The 16,514-nt window shown below is 64.2% G+C and carries 15 protein-coding genes and 1 tRNA gene; 9 read left to right on the forward strand and 7 right to left on the reverse strand.

Annotated elements, in window-relative coordinates:
• Positions 1-3: 3 nt before the first annotated feature.
• Positions 4-1,038: a proline racemase family protein gene (locus tag AC1RWL_RS14770; protein ID WP_435266688.1), complete on the reverse strand. Its 1,035-nt coding sequence runs from the start codon at positions 1,036-1,038 to the stop codon at positions 4-6.
• Between the two features lie 134 nt (positions 1,039-1,172).
• Between AC1RWL_RS14770 and spdA the strand changes: the two genes are divergently transcribed.
• Both spdA and AC1RWL_RS14780 read left to right on the forward strand, forming a co-directional pair.
• A complete protein-coding gene (gene spdA / locus AC1RWL_RS14775) occupies positions 1,173-1,979 on the forward strand; it encodes a 2', 3'cyclic nucleotide phosphodiesterase SpdA (RefSeq protein WP_493095127.1) in 807 nt (268 codons plus the stop codon).
• A gap of 125 nt (positions 1,980-2,104) precedes the next feature.
• Entirely contained in the window at positions 2,105-2,740 is a 636-nt protein-coding gene (locus tag AC1RWL_RS14780; protein ID WP_435266690.1) for a DUF1236 domain-containing protein, read from the forward strand.
• A gap of 59 nt (positions 2,741-2,799) precedes the next feature.
• On the opposite strand, the gene AC1RWL_RS14785 is transcribed toward AC1RWL_RS14780, so the two are convergent.
• Complete coding sequence (locus AC1RWL_RS14785; RefSeq protein ID WP_439625577.1) at positions 2,800-4,047, reverse strand: alpha/beta hydrolase; 1,248 nt, start codon at positions 4,045-4,047, stop codon at positions 2,800-2,802.
• A gap of 164 nt (positions 4,048-4,211) precedes the next feature.
• On the reverse strand, positions 4,212-4,934 hold the full coding sequence (locus AC1RWL_RS14790; protein WP_493095312.1) for a FadR/GntR family transcriptional regulator: 723 nt from the start codon (positions 4,932-4,934) through the stop codon (positions 4,212-4,214).
• A 235-nt stretch (positions 4,935-5,169) separates the two neighbouring features.
• Here AC1RWL_RS14790 and AC1RWL_RS14795 point away from each other — a divergent pair, with 235 nt between their 5' ends.
• On the forward strand, positions 5,170-5,901 hold the full coding sequence (locus AC1RWL_RS14795) for an FkbM family methyltransferase (protein WP_493095128.1): 732 nt from the start codon (positions 5,170-5,172) through the stop codon (positions 5,899-5,901).
• Between the two features lie 167 nt (positions 5,902-6,068).
• Here AC1RWL_RS14795 and AC1RWL_RS14800 read toward each other — a convergent pair.
• From AC1RWL_RS14800 to AC1RWL_RS14810, 3 genes are all read right to left on the reverse strand, one after another.
• A tRNA-Arg gene (locus AC1RWL_RS14800) sits at positions 6,069-6,145 on the reverse strand.
• Between the two features lie 134 nt (positions 6,146-6,279).
• A complete protein-coding gene (locus tag AC1RWL_RS14805; protein ID WP_493095129.1) occupies positions 6,280-7,749 on the reverse strand; it encodes a sensor histidine kinase in 1,470 nt (489 codons plus the stop codon).
• A 205-nt stretch (positions 7,750-7,954) separates the two neighbouring features.
• Positions 7,955-9,961, reverse strand: a complete 2,007-nt coding sequence (locus AC1RWL_RS14810) for a methyl-accepting chemotaxis protein (protein ID WP_493095130.1) — start codon at positions 9,959-9,961, stop codon at positions 7,955-7,957.
• Between the two features lie 427 nt (positions 9,962-10,388).
• On the opposite strand from AC1RWL_RS14810, the gene rpmH reads away from it, so the two are divergent.
• The 5 genes from rpmH to yihA all read left to right on the forward strand — a co-directional run bounded on the left by rpmH (position 10,389) and on the right by yihA (position 14,569).
• Positions 10,389-10,526, forward strand: coding sequence for a 50S ribosomal protein L34 (gene rpmH / locus AC1RWL_RS14815; protein WP_083242913.1), 138 nt, complete (start codon positions 10,389-10,391; stop codon positions 10,524-10,526).
• 33 nt (positions 10,527-10,559) lie between these two features.
• The gene (gene rnpA / locus AC1RWL_RS14820) at positions 10,560-10,952 is read left to right on the forward strand and encodes a ribonuclease P protein component (protein ID WP_493095131.1); all 393 of its coding nucleotides are present in this window, start codon (positions 10,560-10,562) and stop codon (positions 10,950-10,952) included.
• Positions 10,952-12,787 carry a membrane protein insertase YidC gene (gene yidC, locus AC1RWL_RS14825; RefSeq protein WP_493095132.1) on the forward strand — a complete coding sequence of 612 codons (1,836 nt, stop codon included), beginning with the start codon at positions 10,952-10,954 and terminating at the stop codon, positions 12,785-12,787. Before rnpA ends, yidC begins: the two co-directional genes overlap by 1 nt.
• A gap of 165 nt (positions 12,788-12,952) precedes the next feature.
• The gene (locus AC1RWL_RS14830; RefSeq protein WP_256118031.1) at positions 12,953-13,864 is read left to right on the forward strand and encodes a DMT family transporter; all 912 of its coding nucleotides are present in this window, start codon (positions 12,953-12,955) and stop codon (positions 13,862-13,864) included.
• A 51-nt stretch (positions 13,865-13,915) separates the two neighbouring features.
• On the forward strand, positions 13,916-14,569 hold the full coding sequence (gene yihA, locus AC1RWL_RS14835; protein WP_439614912.1) for a ribosome biogenesis GTP-binding protein YihA/YsxC: 654 nt from the start codon (positions 13,916-13,918) through the stop codon (positions 14,567-14,569).
• A gap of 55 nt (positions 14,570-14,624) precedes the next feature.
• Here the strand turns inward: yihA and AC1RWL_RS14840 are convergent, their stop codons facing one another.
• Complete coding sequence (locus AC1RWL_RS14840) at positions 14,625-15,359, reverse strand: anti-sigma factor (RefSeq protein ID WP_493095133.1); 735 nt, start codon at positions 15,357-15,359, stop codon at positions 14,625-14,627.
• A gap of 266 nt (positions 15,360-15,625) precedes the next feature.
• Between AC1RWL_RS14840 and argB the strand changes: the two genes are divergently transcribed.
• Positions 15,626-16,513: an acetylglutamate kinase gene (argB, locus tag AC1RWL_RS14845; RefSeq protein ID WP_493095134.1), complete on the forward strand. Its 888-nt coding sequence runs from the start codon at positions 15,626-15,628 to the stop codon at positions 16,511-16,513.
• Position 16,514 lies beyond the last annotated feature (1 nt).

Here is a 16,514-nt window from a genome sequence, read left to right on the forward strand (position 1 = left end):
GGGTCAGCCGATCTCGCCGGCCTGCGGACCCCAGGTGTCCGTCATCGCAAAACCGTTGGCGAGCGGGTCGGTCGGATCGAGCGCGATTTGGTGCAGGCCAAAGGTCCAGCCGCGGCCGGTAATGGTGGGGATGATCGCCTTGCGGCCGGCAACCTCGGTTTCGGCCGCGAGCCCCACCTCGAACTCGGACCCGATGATCGAGCGCGAGCGGAACGTGTCGCCGACCTTGGCCAGACCACGGGCGTGCAGCGTCGCGAGGTTGGCGGAATTGCCGGTGCCGCAGGGCGAGCGGTCGACGCGGCCAGGCCACATGGTGGTGGCGGTGCGCACCAGGCCATCCGGGTCGCGATCGCGGAACATCACATAGGCGATGCCGCTGATTTCCGGGATTTCAGGATGCACAACCTTCATCGACTTATTGATGAGATCCTTCAGCGCCATGCCCGCATCGACGAGCGCGCGGGCATTCGCCTTCTCGATCTTCGTGCCGATCTGGTCGACATCGACCAGCGCATAGAAAATGCCGCCATAGGAAATGTCGAAGCGCACGCGGCCCCAGTGCGGCGTGTCGATCTCGACGTCGAGCGCCTCGACGAAGGAGGGCACCATGGTGAGTTTCACCTTCTCGCAGCGCCCGTCGCGGCAGGTCGCCGTCGCCTTGACCAGGCCGGCGGCGGTATCGAGGATCACCACCGTCTCCGGCTCCTTCATCTCGACGATGCCGGATTCGAGCAGCGCCGTGGTGACGCAGATGGAGTTGGAGCCGGACGAGGCGTGCGCCTGGTCCGCCTGCAGGATGATGAAGCCGGCATCGGCCTCCGGGCGCTTGGCCGGCACCAGCAGGTTGACCGAGCCGGTCGCGGCCGCGCGCGGCTCCAGGCAGAGGAAGCGGCGCAGGCTGTCATCGACCGTGTTGATATGGTTGAGCTGCTCGGCGATCGTGTTGCCGGGGATTTTCGGCACGCCGCCGATCGCCACCTTGCCGATCTCGCCTTCGCAATGAACGTCCAGCAACTGGATCGTGCGCTTCCATCTCATGTCGTCTCGCTCCGTCTTTGCCGGCTCGCCGGCGCTGTCGACTCTCTGATATATCAGATCGTCATCTGTTCCAACTGCTTTTCATGCGACAGCATTGCGCGCTACGAAATAGCGCCCGCAACGAGATCCTTTTCATGACCAAGCTCATTGTTTTCACCGACCTGCACATGGTGCCCGAGGGCACGACGATCATTGGCCTCGATCCTTACCAGCGGCTGCTCGCCGGCATCGAGCATGTCAACCGATACCATGCCGATGCCGACCGGGTCATCTTCACCGGCGACCTGACGCACCGCGCCGACACGATGTCCTACGAGCGGCTGCGCGACCTGCTCTCCCTGCTCGTGCCGCCCGCCGCCATCACCATCGGCAACCATGATTATCGCGAGCGTTTCCTGGAAACCTTCACTCATGTGGCGCCGGACGAAAACGGCTTCGTGCAGCAGGCGATCGACTTTGCCGATTGCCGCGTCGTGCTGCTCGACACGCTGTTCGCGCCGCCCTACGACTATCCCATGAGCCATGCCGGTTACCTCTGCGAGACGCGCCTCGCCTGGCTCGACCGCACGCTTTCAAGCGCCGGCGGCCGGCCGGTGCTCCTCTTCATGCACCACCCGCCGCACAAGACGGGCTTTACCGGCATGGACGCGATCCGGCTCGGCAACGAGGACGCCTTCTACGAGCTTGTGCTGAAACACGGCAATGTCCGCCATATCTTCGCCGGCCATGTGCACCGCACGATCGGCGGCTCGCATCGCGGCATTCCCTTCTCGATCTTCAAGAGCCCGGTGCACCAGCAGCCGATGCCCTTCGACGCGCCGAACGCCTCGCTCTCGGTGGACGAGCCGGCCGCCTATGGCATCGTCGTGGTGACGGAGGAGGGTCTACTGGTGCACCACGAGGATTATGAAATCGCGCGGCGCGATTCCGAAATTGCCTGAGGGCGCCGGTTAACGCGCGTTACACAACGTGAGACGCCCGGGCGCGGCCCTTGGGGAACCGCGCAGGGCCTATCCCGTTGTCTCCGCCGAAGGGGTGGGAAACCCAACTTTCGAAGGAGAAAGACATGCGCAAGATTCTCATGGCCGGTGCCGCCCTGGCACTCATCGGCGCCACGGTCGCCCATGCAGACGACGGCGACAAGGAAGTTCTCGGCGGTGCCGCCGGCGGCGCTGCGGGTGCTGCCGTCGGCGCCGTCGTCGGCGGCCCGGTCGGCGCCATCGTCGGCGGTGTGGCGGGTGTCGCAATCGGCGCGGAAGCCGCCGTTCCGGATGATGCCCGCGTCTATGTGATGGAAAACCCGACGCCGCCGGTGGTGCTGGAAGGCCAGGTCACCGCCGATACGCGCTTCGACGACACCGTCACGCTGACGCCGATCCCCGATCACCCGGACCTCGCCTATGTCTATGTCGATAATCGTCCGGTGATCGTGCGCACGGACAGCCGCCAGGTCGTCTACGCGCCTGAGGTCGAGACGACGGCGAGCATTTCCAGCGACATTCCGGAAGCGACCATCACCTATGTCGAGCGCCATCCGCTCGATCCCGTCCTGCTGGAAGGCCCGGTCGAGGCCGGCGTCGTGATCCCGGAAACCGTGCAGATCGTCGAAGTGCCGGAAAACCCGAACTACGGCTACATCTACGTCGACGAGCGCCCTGTTCTCGTCGACCGCGGCACCCGCGAGGTCATCTGGGTCCGCTGACCCTTGCGGGATGAGTGGAGGGCGGCCCTTGCGGGGGCCGCCTTTTCCATGCGCGCGGTTTACTGGCCTGTCGCGGTGACCGCCGTGTTCTCCACCGAACTGCCGAAGCGCAGCCATTGGTCGTTGTAGTTCTTGCGTGTCACCGGATCGAAGACGGCGATCGGCGTCGAGACCGCGATGCTGGCCGCACTGCCGACCGTCTGCGCCGTGCCGAGCGCCACGGCGCCCAGCCGGTCGCCGATGCCGACCTCGGAATCCGTGACGGTCTGGCCGGCGATCAGGCGATTGCCGATGAGCTGCACCACCTCCGGGCTTTCGGCAAACTTGCCGTGGTTCAGGCTGTCGCCGGATTTCAGCGCCGTGAGGTCGAGCACCGTGATGCCCTGCTTTTCCAGCATGGAGCGATAGGGCTCCTTCGACGGATCGATCTGGCCGAGGCGGTCGACATTGCCGGAAATGCGCCGTGACAGCGTCAGCGCCCGGTCGTCCTGCGAGACGAAGAGCGTGAAATTCGGCCGGTCATTGCCGATGGCGCGAAGCTGCTGGCCGAAGACGTCGACGTCGAGATCGGGCGAGGCCAGGATGACCTGCTGGATCTTCTTCGGCACGCGCCCGTCGCGGATCGCCATCTGGCGCAGCGTCTCGACCGCCAGCCAAGTGCCCATGGAATGGGCCATGATGGTGATTTCGCCGACTTCCGGCGTGTTGACGGCCGCGCGCAGCAACTCCTCCAGCGCATCGCGCGAATAGTTGGTGCTTTCCTTGTCGTAGGAATAATCGAAGATGCTGGCGCGCGACGGCCAGGTGAAGATCACCGGCGCGGCATCGGTCTTCGAATCGTGCACGATCTGCGCGAAACGGTAGACGGCATCCTCATAGCGGTTGTTGAAGCCGTGCACGAAGACGAGCACGCGGCGGCTCTTCGGCAGGTGCCCGTCGAGCCAGGCGCGGCCGGCCTTGGCGCTGTCGACCGGCGTCACGCTGACGGTGGAAAAATCCTTCAGCGGATCGGCGGGCAGCTTTTCGGGCCATTGCACCTGGCCAACCTTGCGCTTGTCATCCGCCGGAATGGAGATCGTGATCTCGCGCATCTGGAGATCGGAACCGCGCTCGCCGGAAAACAGCACGCCCGGCTGTTTCGAGGGCGCGCGCGTGGTGGCGACGAGCAGGTCGACCGTCGAAACCCCCGCCGGCGGCTCGCCGCCCGGCAGCAGCACGCCTTCCGGCCGGCCGGCACAACCCGCCAGCGCCAGCAGCCCGGCCATGATCACGCGACGCAATACGCGCGGCCTTTCGCGGTTCGTCATGCCCCGCTTCCTTCCGCTTTCCAGGTTTCGCCGGTGCGGCCTCACCCATTCGCCCCTGCTTAGCGGAGCGGCGGGCGGTTTTGAAGCGAAGCGAGGCGACGGGGGCCTTGCGCGCGGCATGAGCAAGGCAGGCCGTGGCATATCGGTCACGGCCGGCGGCCTTTTCAGGCCTCTGGCGGCCCCAAAGCCTCCATCATCCGGCCCCGGCCGACGCGGATGACGTTTTCCATGGCGCGCCGCGCACCGTCCTCGTCGCGACGGCGGATTTCTTCCACGATGCGCATGTGGCTGGCCGCGACATCGCCGATCTTGCCGCGATCGGCGGCCGGCGAGCTCAGCTTGAAGACGCCGGCAAGCGCCGCCTCGATGAGGCTGCCGATGGTGCGCATGAAGGGATTGCGCGAGGCCTCCATGACGGCGAGATGGAAGCGCAGGTCGGCAAGCGCCAGGGTTTCCGGCGTGTGATCCGGATCGCCCATGGCGACGGCGAGCAGCATCATCTGGTTGATATCCGCTTCTGCCGCATGGCGGGCAGCGAGCGCTGCGGCATGCGGCTCGAAACCGAGGCGGATGTCGCTCAGGTGGATGAGGAAACCGTCATCGACGCCCACGGCGAAATGCCAGGTGAGGATGTCGCCGTCGAAGAGGTTCCACTCGGCCTTCGGCATCACCCGGGTGCCGATGCGCGCCCGCGGCACGATAAGCCCCTTGGCGGCGAGCGTCTTCATCGCCTCGCGCAGCACGGTGCGCGACACGCCGAAACGCACCTCCAGCTCCGCATCGCCCGGCAGCGTCGCACCGACCGCGAATTCGCCGGAAACGATCGCCTTGCCGAGCGCGTCGACGACCTGCGAATGGCTGGAATGCGCCGCCGCACCGTTCATCATGGTTTCGAGCAGGCCCTTTTTGCGCACGGCTCCGCCCTCTTCGATGAAGGAAACTCCTCAGCAGTCCGCGTAAAACATCATATTATATTACTATCGTAAACCGCCAAATTCGCCCCCGTCCGCTTTCCGCCCTTGCGACAGACAAGCCTCAGGTAAGTCGGCGCCCGTAAGGAGGAGTGAAAGATTGCCGTCGCCTTGAGCGCAACGGGAACTCGCCAGGACAAAGGAACCATGCATGCTCAAGACCGTACGGCACGTCTTCCAGAACCCGTTCATCGCCAACGAATGCAATACGTTCGGCATCAATCCCGCGCCGATCCCGACGAACATCTACGAGACCTACGGGCAATGTAACGAGGACTTCATCGTCGAATCGGTTCTGCGCGCCCAGATGCGCCGCGCCGGCCGGTCGATGGACTCGATCCGCTACATCGAGATCGGCGCCAACCACCCGTTCCAGACGAGCGCGACCTACCTGCTCTACAAGCTCTACGGCGCCACGGGCGTGCTGGTGGAGGCGATCCCGTCGCTCGCCGAAACGCTGCAGAAGGCGCGCCCCAACGACACCGTCGTCAACTGCGCCATCAGCGTCTCTCACGAGAGGACGATCAAGCTGCACATCCACGAGAAGAACGAGCTGTCCTCCATTTCGACGGACCACATCTCGATGTTCCAGAATTTCGGCGGCACCGACAATATCGTCGAGTCCATCGAATGCGAGAACATGCACATCAACGACTTCCTGAAGAAGCACTACGGCACCCATTGCGACTATCTCTCGGTCGACGTGGAAGGCCTCGACGCCGCCGTGCTTTCGGAGATGGACCACGTCTTCCAGCCCACCATCATCCAGTGCGAACACGAGGGCCGCTTCGAGGAATTCGTGCAGATCCTCAAACCCCGCGGCTACGGCTTCCTCGCCCACACGGACGTGAACTCGATCTTCATCAAGACCACGGTGATCTGACGCTCAACGCGACCAGCAATCGCGAGCGAGAACTGAGAAGGGTCCGGATTCGGACCCTTTTTTTCTTTTCTGAGTACCGTCAAGACGCTAGCCAGGATCAACGTCGCTAGCATCCGGTGATTTTGGTGGGAAGAATCTAAGACCGGATTATCCGGACTGGAAGGAAATGGCGCACCCGAAGAGATTCGAACTCCTGACCCCCAGATTCGTAGTCTGGTGCTCTATCCAGCTGAGCTACGGGTGCGCTGGCAACAAGGCGTCTACTGCCCGGCTGCGAGGCGGTTCCTAAAGGGATCGCCGGCTTATTGCAAGCGGATTTCTGAGAAAAGATGTACTTTTTTCATCGTGCCGTCACATGCCGCCCGCAACGCGCGGCGATCAGGCCCGGTGGCGGAAGGCGTCGAGGGGGACGGGGCGGTCGGGCAACTCGATACGGAAGAGCGTGCCGGGCGTCGCCTTTTCCACAAGCGCGATCGTGCCGCCATGAGCGAGCACCAGTTCGCGGGCGATCGCAAGACCGAGCCCGGTGCCGCCGGAGCGCACGGAACCGCGGAAGGCCGCGAAGAGGTTGTCGCGCGCCTTGGCGGGCATGCCGGGGCCGTTGTCGTCAATGGCGATCGACACCACGCTGCCGGTGCGAAGCCCCGTGACGAGCACGGTGCGGCGGTCGGCGGCGGTATCCTGCGCCAGAGCTTCCACCGCGTTGCGGCAGAGATTGTGGATGACACGGAAGAGCTGCTCGCTATCGGCATCGACCTGGAGACCGGGCTCGACCTGGAGCACGAATTCGATATCGCCGCGCGCATCGATCGCCAGCACCTCGGAGACCTCCTGCACCAGCGGGCGCAGGGCCACGAAACGGCGGCGCGGCTCCGGCTCGCGCATGCGGCCGTAGGAGAGCACCTCGTTCGTGTAACCCACCGCCCGGTCGATGCTGCGCAAGAGTTTTGGCGCAACGCGTTTGACCACCGGGTCGTCGACATCCGACAGGCGGTCGGACATCAGCTGGGCGGAGGACAGGATGTTGCGCATGTCGTGGTTGATCTTTGACACGGCGAGGCCAAGGTCGGCGAGGTTCTTTTGTTCCTTCAGCGTGCGCTGCAGCGTCTGCTGCATGGCGGCCAAATGAATGCCGGCCACCGCGATCTCGTCACGCCCGCCGGAGGGTTTTAGCACACGGCTCGGATTTGATGGGTCGACGGCGAATTCCTGGATGTTCGCCGTCATGCGACGCATCGGGCGGATCAGCAGGCGGTTGAGCGCGAAGAAGATCGGGCTGGCGGTGACCAGCGAGATGATCATCGACAGGATGAAGACGTTGCGTGCATAGCCGAGCATGGCGCGGCGCAGAGCGCGTTCGTCGAGCAGCAGTTCGATGCGCGTGCTCGATTCGCCGACGGGGCCATAGACGCGGATGACACGGTCGCCGCCGAAGATCAGCGTGTCGAAGGCGTCGTAGACGGCGGTGAGTGTCGAGACGTCGGAGAGGTCGTATTCCGCATCGATGCTCGGCGGCATCTCGACGGCGGCGACCATGCGCGAGGCGTCCTGCTTCTTGAGGATGATCGCCTTGGCGCCGGTCGCCATCAGCGTCTCCTGCTGCACGGCGCGCGGCAGCTCCTGGTCCGGCAGGCCTTCGATGACGACGCTGGCGGCTGCCGCCGTGTTCAGGCGGTCGCGCAGCCATTGCAGGCGCATATTGGCGACCGAGGGCACGAAGATCAGCACTTCGGCAATCATGACGAAGACGGCGGTGAGGAGGAGCAGCCTGCCCGAAAGCCCGGACAGGAAGCCGACCGCCGGCACCGGCGTCTCGGTCAAGGACGGCGTCCCGTCTCTGTCCACCATGACTCAACTCCTGGACACGCCGCAGAACGGCAAACGGCGTCGCCATCCGAGGATCGACGACGCATTTTCGGCATCAGCCAATAGCCAATCATAGGAGATTACGGCAATTTTTCCAACGCCGTTGCAGGCCGCAACAAAAAGCGCGGCGATCCAACGACCGCCGCGCCTGGGTTCTGCGGATCCTGCCGGGGAATCCGGCTATCGATCAGAACTCTTCCCAGTTCTCCTGGGCGACGACCGCCGTTGCGGTGGCGCGGTTGCCGCCGAAGGCGCGGGTGACATTGCCGATCATGCGGCGGGCCGGCGATTCGACCGGGCGGGTATCGGCCCGGACCGGCGCCATGCGCTGCACGGTGTCGCCGGTGCGGAAGCGCCCCATGAGATCGGCCAGGCTGTCGGCCTCGCTCTTCAGCTTGTGCGTGGCGGCGGAGGTTTCCTCCACCATCGCGGCATTGTGCTGGGTGACCTGGTCCATCTGGTTGATGGCGGTGCTGATTTCCTGCAGGCCCGTCGCCTGTTCGCGGGCGGCGGTGGCGATGGCGTGGATGCGGTCGTTGATGGTGACGACGCGGGTTTCGATATCCGAAAGCGCCAAACCGGTTTCCTGCACATATTTCACGCCGACGGCCACTTCACTGCCGGACTTGGTGATGAGGCCCTTGATGTCCTTGGCGGCACTCGCGGCGCGCTGCGCCAGTTCGCGCACTTCCTGCGCGACGACGGCAAAGCCCTTGCCGGCCTCACCCGCGCGGGCTGCCTCGACGCCGGCATTGAGTGCCAGCAGGTTGGTCTGGAAGGCGATCTCGTCGATCACCGAGATGATCTGGCTGATCTCGTTAGAGGCCTGCTCGATGCGGCTCATCGCGCCGATGGCGTTGCGCACGATATCGCCGGACTGTTTTGCGCTCTGCGTCGCCTCGCCGACCATGCTGGTCGCCTCGTTCGCCCGCTCCGTCGAATTCTTGACGGCGGCGGTGATCTCTTCGAGCGCGGCGGAGGTTTCCTCAAGCGCTGCGGCCTGCTGCTCGGTGCGCTTGGAGAGGTCGTCGGAGGCGGTGCGCAGCTCGCCGGAATTGGCATTGATCGCGTCCGTCGAAGCACGCACCTCGCGCATGGTGCGCTGGAGGGTGGCGAAGGTGGCGTTGACGTTCTGCTGCAACTCGGCGAAGGCGCCGCGGAACGAACCGTCCATGGTCTGCGTCAGGTCGCCCTCAGCCAGCGCGCCGATGACGCGGCGGGTTTCGGCAATGCCTTCCTCGACGCCGGCAACGAGTTCGTTGACGCTGCGGGCGAAGCGGTTGAGGTCCTCGTTCTGGTAGTCCTTGCCGATGCGCGAGGAGAAATCGCCGGCGGCGGCGGCATGCACGACGGTGGCGATGGACGACTGGAGGTCGGCGCTCTTTTCGCGCAGCACCTGCTCCTGGGCGTTGAGATCGCGCACGGTGATGGCGTTCTGGCGGAAGATCGCGACGGCGCCGGCCATTTCGCCGATCTCGTCCTTGCGGCCGGCATAGGGCACTTCCGTGTCGAGGTCGCCGCCGGCAAGCCGGTTCATCGTGTGCGTGACGTTCTGGATCGGGCGGCTCAGCTCGTTGGTCGCGATATAGAAAGCCGCGCCGCCGCCGATGAGCAGGCCGGCGCCGACCGTGCCGAGCACCAGCGTCAGCATGAGGGTCTCGAAGGCGGCGATTTCGGCCTTGATCGCGGTCAGGTTCTCGTTGTCCGTCTGGACGACAGCATCGATTTCCTTCTGGAAGGCCTTGCGGTTGGCGCGGTTGAGCTCGTTGTTGCCCTGTTCGTTGGCGGCGGCGATCGAGACCGTCGTGCCGAGGCGGGCGGTTTCCGTGCGGAAGGTGCGGAATTCGGCGGAGCGCGCCACGACGGCGTCGAAGGCGGGCTTCTGCTCGGCGGGCACGATCGGCTGCCATTCCTTCAGCGTCTCGTCGATGCCGTTCAGTTCCTTGGCAATGCCTTCGGCGAATTTCTGTGCGCCTTCCATATCCTTGGAGGCGTAGATGCCGCGGGCTTCCATCACCACGGCGGTGACCTGGCGGTTCAGGTGCTCGCCGAGGAAGGCGCGGTCGGCGGCGTTCTCATACTGGTGGAGCTTCTCGCTGAATTCCGAGACCACATGCACGGCGATACCGCCGATGCAGACGGAGATGAGGCCCATCACGCCCACGATGAGGTAAATCTTGCCGCGTATTTTCACGTCGAACTCCAAAAGGCACGGATACAGGATCGACAAAACGGCACGCCCGCTCTGTCCGTGGATATGAAAGGTAAACGCTAAAGGTTAATTAGATTTTGAGGGAACCCGCTCAAACGGGAGGCGAGTGAATTTCCGCTAATATTCTGAAGTACGGAATTTCCCAAGAAAATCAGGCGATTTTCCTTACGTAAGGTGAGGCAAACATGACGATCTGCACGTTGCGCTCAACCGCAGGTGGCTGGCGTTTTAACGATTGTGACAGTTAAAGCCGTGGTCCGCCGGCAATTGACTTTCCACCGGCTTTGCCCTTATAAGCCGCGCACGTCTGGAAACTGCCTTCCCGCGAGGGCCGGGCTGTGCCGGACTTTGAACGCTGCTTGCGTTAACGCAAAACCCAAGAAGGGCCGCACACCGCGGTATTAAATAAATGACCAAGCGTACCTACCAACCCTCCAAGCTTGTTCGCAAGCGTCGTCACGGCTTCCGTGCCCGCATGGCTACCAAGGGCGGCCGCAAGGTTCTGTCCGCACGCCGTGCACGCGGCCGCGCAAGCCTCTCGGCCTAAGGCCGTGAATGCCCGGAACCGAGGCGACGGGCAATGACGAAAACTGTTAGACAATCTGCTGTCGGACGGCTGAAAAGCCGTCCGCAGTTTCTTTTTGTGCGCGAGGGAGAGAAGCGCAGGGGATCGCTGTTCCTTCTCGAAGTGCGCGACCGGCAGATGCCGGAAGAACAGCCCCGCGTCGGCTTTACCGTTACCAAGAAACACGGCAATGCCGTGGAACGCAATCGCATGCGGCGGCGCCTGAAAGAGGCGGTGCGGCTATCCGCCGGGTTTGCAATGGAGCCCGGACACGACTATGTGGTTGTCGCCAGACGGGACGTGTTGCACGCGCCGTTCAAAACCCTTGTGGCCGGTCTCAAGGAGAGGATCGCGACAAGGCAGAAACAGAAGCAGCAGCAGCGCCCTGCTGCTCCCGGGAAAGAGTGATGGAAAACAACCGCAATTATTTCGTGGCGATCGCGCTGTCCGTGCTGATCCTCGTTGCCTGGCAGTTCCTCTATGTGAACCCGAAGCTTGAAAAGGACCGCGCCGCGCTCGAAGCGCAGCAGGCCCAGAGCGGGCAGACGACCACCGCCGGCGGCACGACCACGACGGGCACGGGCACGGCGACTGGAACGGGCACGGCGACTGGAACGGGCACGGCGACGAGCGGCGCGCTGCCGGGCGGTGCCGCGACGGCCACCACGACCGAGACGCGCGAGGCAGCCCTTGCCAAGTCCGCCCGCGTCGAGATCGACACGCCCTCGCTTTCCGGCTCCATCGCGCTCACCGGTTCCCGCTTCGACGACCTGAAGCTCAAGGGCTTCCACCAGACCGTCGACAAGTCGAGCCCGATCATCACCCTGCTCAGCCCGGCCGAAGCCGAACACGGTTACTTTGCCGAAATCGGCTATGTCGGCAGCGAGACGACCGGCCAGGTTCCCGGCCCGCAGACGGTCTGGACGCAGGACGGCACCGGCAAACTGACGCAGACCACCCCGGTCAAGCTCACCTATACCAACGACAAGAACATCACCTTCACCCGCACGATCTCGGTCGACGAACATTACATGTTCACGATCGCCGACAGCATCGAGAACCGCACGGAAGCGGCGATCGCGCTGTCGCCCTACGGCCGCTCGACGCGCTTCTTCAAGCCGACGGAACCCTCCGTCTACGTGCTGCACGAAGGCTTCATCGGCGTGCTCGGCAATCTCGGCCTGCATGAGGTGAAGTACACCACGACCGAGGAAGACACGACGGTAGCGCCCGGCAAGGCGACCGGCGGCTGGCTCGGCATCACCGACAAATATTGGGCGACGGCCATCGTGCCGCCGCAGGCGACGCCCTACGAGACGCGCTTCTCCTACTTCAAGGACGGCCGCCCGCGCTACCAGGCGGATTACCGCCAGGACGACATTTCCATTGCGCCCGGCCAGACGATCGAGGTGAAGAACCTGTTCTTCGGCGGCGCCAAGGAAGTGCCGATCATCGACCAGTACGAGACGTCCTATTCGATCCCGCAGTTCGACCTGATGATCGACTGGGGCTGGTTCTGGTTCTTCACCAAGCCGATGTTCCAGCTGATGGACTTCTTCTTCCGCTATTTCGGCAATTTCGGCATCGCGATCCTGATCACCACGATCGTCGTCAAGGGCCTGTTCTTCCCGCTTGCCAACAAGCAGTACGCTTCCATGGCGAACATGAAGAAGATGCAGCCGAAGATGGAGGAGCTGAAGGCGAAGCACGGCGACGACCGCATGGCGCTGCAGCAGGCGACGATGCAGCTCTACAAGGAAGAGAAGATCAATCCGCTCGCGGGCTGCTGGCCGATCCTGCTGCAGATCCCGGTCTTCTTCGCGCTCTACAAGGTCATCTACGTCACGATCGAGATGCGGCATGCGCCGTTCTTCGGCTGGATCCAGGACCTTTCCGCGCCCGATCCGACGTCGCTGTTCAACCTGTTCGGCCTGCTGCCCTACGACGTGCCGCACTTCCTGATGATCGGCGTCTGGCCCATCATCATGGGCATCACGATGTTCCTGCAGATGCGCATGAACCCGACGCCGCCGGATCCGACCCAGGCGATGATCTTCACCTGGATGCCGCTGATCTTCACCTTCATGCTGGCGACCTTCCCGGCCGGCCTCGTGATCTACTGGGCCTGGAACAACACGCTCTCGATCATCCAGCAGGCGATCATCATGAAGCGCCAGGGCGTCAAGATCGAGCTCTTCGACAATCTCAAGGGATTGTTCGGGAAAAAAGCCGGATCACCCTGACGGCCCTTCCGACGTAACATCAGAAACCCCGGCCTCGCGCCGGGGTTTTCTTTTGCCGTTTTTTTATGCACGGCCCGCTTGCGACATCGCCTCGTCGCTGGCATGGAAGCGCCGCAGGCGCGGCTTCTGGCATGCTTGCGACAATCCCCAACCTGCGAGCGCCCCATGTCCGCCTCATCGCTTCCGCTCACCCCCACCGTTCCGGACAGCCGGGGGCAAGGGTATGGCGCCGCCCTGGTGCTCGGCTCCGCCGTCGTGTGGAGCTTTGGCGGCACGCTGGCGCGGTTTCTCACCATCGAGGACGGCTGGATCGTCGTCTTCTGGCGCTCGCTCTTCGCCGCCCTCTTCCTGCTCGGCTTCATGCTGGTGCGCGACGGGCCGCGCGGCACGGTGCAGCTCTTCAAGGGCATGGGCTTGGCCGGCGTCGCCGTCGGCGTCTGTTTCGCTGTCGCCTCCACCGCCTTCATCCTGGCGCTCGCCTATACGACCGTCGCCAATGTCGTGCTGATCCAGGCCGGCGTGCCGCTGATCGCGGCGCTGATGGCCTGGCTGCTCTTTCGCGAACGGATCGCCGTCCACACCTGGATCGCGATTGCGGCCGTGATCGGCGGCGTCGCCATCATGGTGTCGGAATCGCTCGGCGGCAGCGTGTCGATGATGGGCGACGCGCTCGCCATCCTGATTGCCTTCGCCTTTGCCACCGCGACCATCATCACCCGCCGCTTCGCCCATGTGCGCATGACGCCCGCCGTCTTCCTCGGCACGGTCATTGCCTGCCTCACGGCGGCAAGCCAGGCCTCCGGCTTTGCCGTGACGGCAAGCGAACTCGGCATCCTCATCGTCTTCGGCGCACTCAATTTCGGCCTTGGCCTTGCGCTCTTCGTCACCGGGGCGCGCCTCATCCCCTCCGCTCTTGCCGCATTGCTGGGCACGGCCGAGACCGTGCTGGGGCCTCTCTGGGTGGCCGTCATCCATGGTGAGATCCCCGGTCTGAGGACCGTCATCGGCGGCGTGATCGTGCTTGCGGCGCTGCTGTGTTATCTCGGCGTGGAGCTCTGGCGCCAGCGCCGCGCTTGACTTTCGCGGCCAAAACCCGGAAGCGGGGGGCTGACAACAAAGGCGAGATTTATGACCGAGACGACATCCCCGGACGACAAGCCGCTGTTCGGCAGGCCGTGGATCTTCATCCGCGGCGTGCCGGCCATGAAGTTCCTGCCGCCGGAAGGCCCGGCCGAGGTCGCCTTTGCCGGGCGGTCGAATGTCGGGAAATCGTCGCTGATCAACGCGCTCGTCGGCCACAAGGGCCTGGCGCGCACCTCGAACACGCCCGGCCGCACGCAGGAACTCAACTATTTCGTCCCGGACGGGTTTTCGGGGGCGGAAGGCGACCTGCCGCCGATGGCGCTCGTCGACATGCCCGGCTACGGCTATGCCCAGGCGCCGAAGGAACAGGTCGACAACTGGACCAAGCTCGTCTTCGATTACCTGCGCGGACGCTCGACGCTGAAGCGCGTCTATGTGCTGATCGACAGCCGCCACGGCGTCAAGCCGAATGACGAGGAGGTCTTCGCGCTGCTCGACAAGGCCGCCGTCTCCTACCAGCTCGTGCTGACCAAGACCGACAAGATCAAGGATGTCGGCGTGCCGCGCCTTGTCGAGGAAACGCTGCTGAAGATCAAGAAGCGCCCGGCCGCCTATCCGGAGGTGCTGGCCACCTCATCGGAAAAAGGCCGCGGGCTCGACAGCCTGCGCAGCGCCATCATCACCGCCATCCAGCGCTAGTTTTTCTTGCCGCATTGTCCGACGCCGAAGCGATGCCGCTTCGGCTGGAAATGCTCTAGTCGAAACGCGCCGCACCCGAAGCAATGACCGGGCCGGTCACGCTGCCGGTCTGCGAGCCGCCGAAGGGCTCGACGCTGACGGCAAGCTGGGCGCCCTGCACGAGGCGGGTGCGCATCTCCGCCGGCACCGCGAGTTCACCCTCGCCGGTCTGCGGCAGCACGCCGAGCGAGACCGGTGCCCTGCCCTCCTGCGTCAGCCAAAGTTCCAGCGACTTTTCCTTCTCCTTGCCGCCGGCGACGGGGGTAACGCGGATCGCGCCGCTCGTGTCGTCGTAGCGCGCCACCAGATTGACTGCCGCCCCCTCGCCCGTGAGATCCGCGACCAGCCGGCCGCCGCTCATCGGGCGCGGCGCCAGGAGCGCGCTCATCGAAAAGGCGAGGCCCGCGGTTACGGCAAAGGAGGCGAGGGCAAAGGCCCGCCAGAAGGCGAGCGAGCCCCAGCAGCCGCCGGCGACCTTGCCGGAAAACGCGGCGTCGCGCATATCCGCGCCGAGCAGGCGCTGCTCCATCGGGGAGCGGGCGCGCGGCGGCAGGTGCAGCGCCTCGTAGTCGTCGTTGAAGGTGGAGAGGTTTTCTTCCCAGCGGTTGACCATGGCGGCGAACTGGCGATCCTTCGCCAGCCGCGCCTCGACCTTGCGGCGGTCTTCGGCGGAAAGCACCCCGAGCACATATTCGCCGGCGATCACCTCGTCGCGGCGGGGGTCTTTCATATCTTTGTCAGGCGCCGTCATCGGCTCATGCACTCTCTCGATTTCGACCGGTTTCCGTCAGGCGCGGTCCTCGTCTTGCCTATATAAGCATGCAGGCGCGGTTTTGCTCATGAAACGAACGAGCAGCGCATCATATTCCCCATCGGCTTTCGTTGCCACCGATCCGGCATTGCGACGCGCCATCCTTTCTTCTTTTTCTCCCCCTGGGCCGCAATGTGGCCGACGGATCATTCCATCGTCACAAAACATGCGTTAAACAGGCGCCCACCCATTCCCACGAGGCCGCCATGTCCCTATCCGAAAGCGAAACCCAAGCCCGCCTTCTCGCGCAAGCCCTGCCCTACATGCAGCGCTACGAGAACAAGACCATCGTGGTGAAATATGGCGGCCACGCCATGGGCAATGCGGAACTCGGCAAGGCTTTTGCAAGCGACGTGGCACTGCTCAAGCAATCCGGCGTCAACCCGATCGTCGTGCATGGCGGCGGCCCGCAGATCGGCGCCATGCTGACCAAGATGGGCATCGAATCGAAGTTCGAGGGCGGCCTGCGCGTCACCGACCAGAAGACGGTCGAGATCGTCGAGATGGTGCTTGCCGGCTCGATCAACAAGGAGATCGTCGCGCTCATCAACCAGACGGGCGAATGGGCGATCGGCCTTTGCGGCAAGGACGGCAACATGGTCTTCGCCGAAAAGGCCAAGAAAACCGTCATCGACCCGGACAGCAATATCGAGCGCATCCTCGATCTCGGCTTCGTCGGCGAAGTGGTGGAAGTCGACCGCACGCTGATCGACCTGCTGGCGAAATCCGAAATGATCCCGGTCATCGCCCCGGTGGCGCCCGGCCGTGATGGCCACACCTACAACATCAATGCCGACACCTTCGCCGGTGCCATCGCCGGCGCGCTGAACGCCACGCGCCTGCTGTTCCTCACCGACGTGCCGGGCGTGCTCGACAGACAAGGCCAGCTCATCAAGGAGCTTTCGGTCGCCCAGGCCCGCGAACTCATCAAGGACGGCACGATTTCCGGCGGCATGATCCCCAAGGTCGAGACCTGCATCGACGCCATCAAGGCGGGCGTTCAGGGCGTCGTCATCCTCAACGGCAAGACCGCCCATTCCGTGCTGCTCGAAATCTTCACCGAACACGGCGCCGGCACGCTGATCGTGCCCTGAT

This window comes from Shinella sp. GW821-FHT10F02, assembly GCF_058809275.1.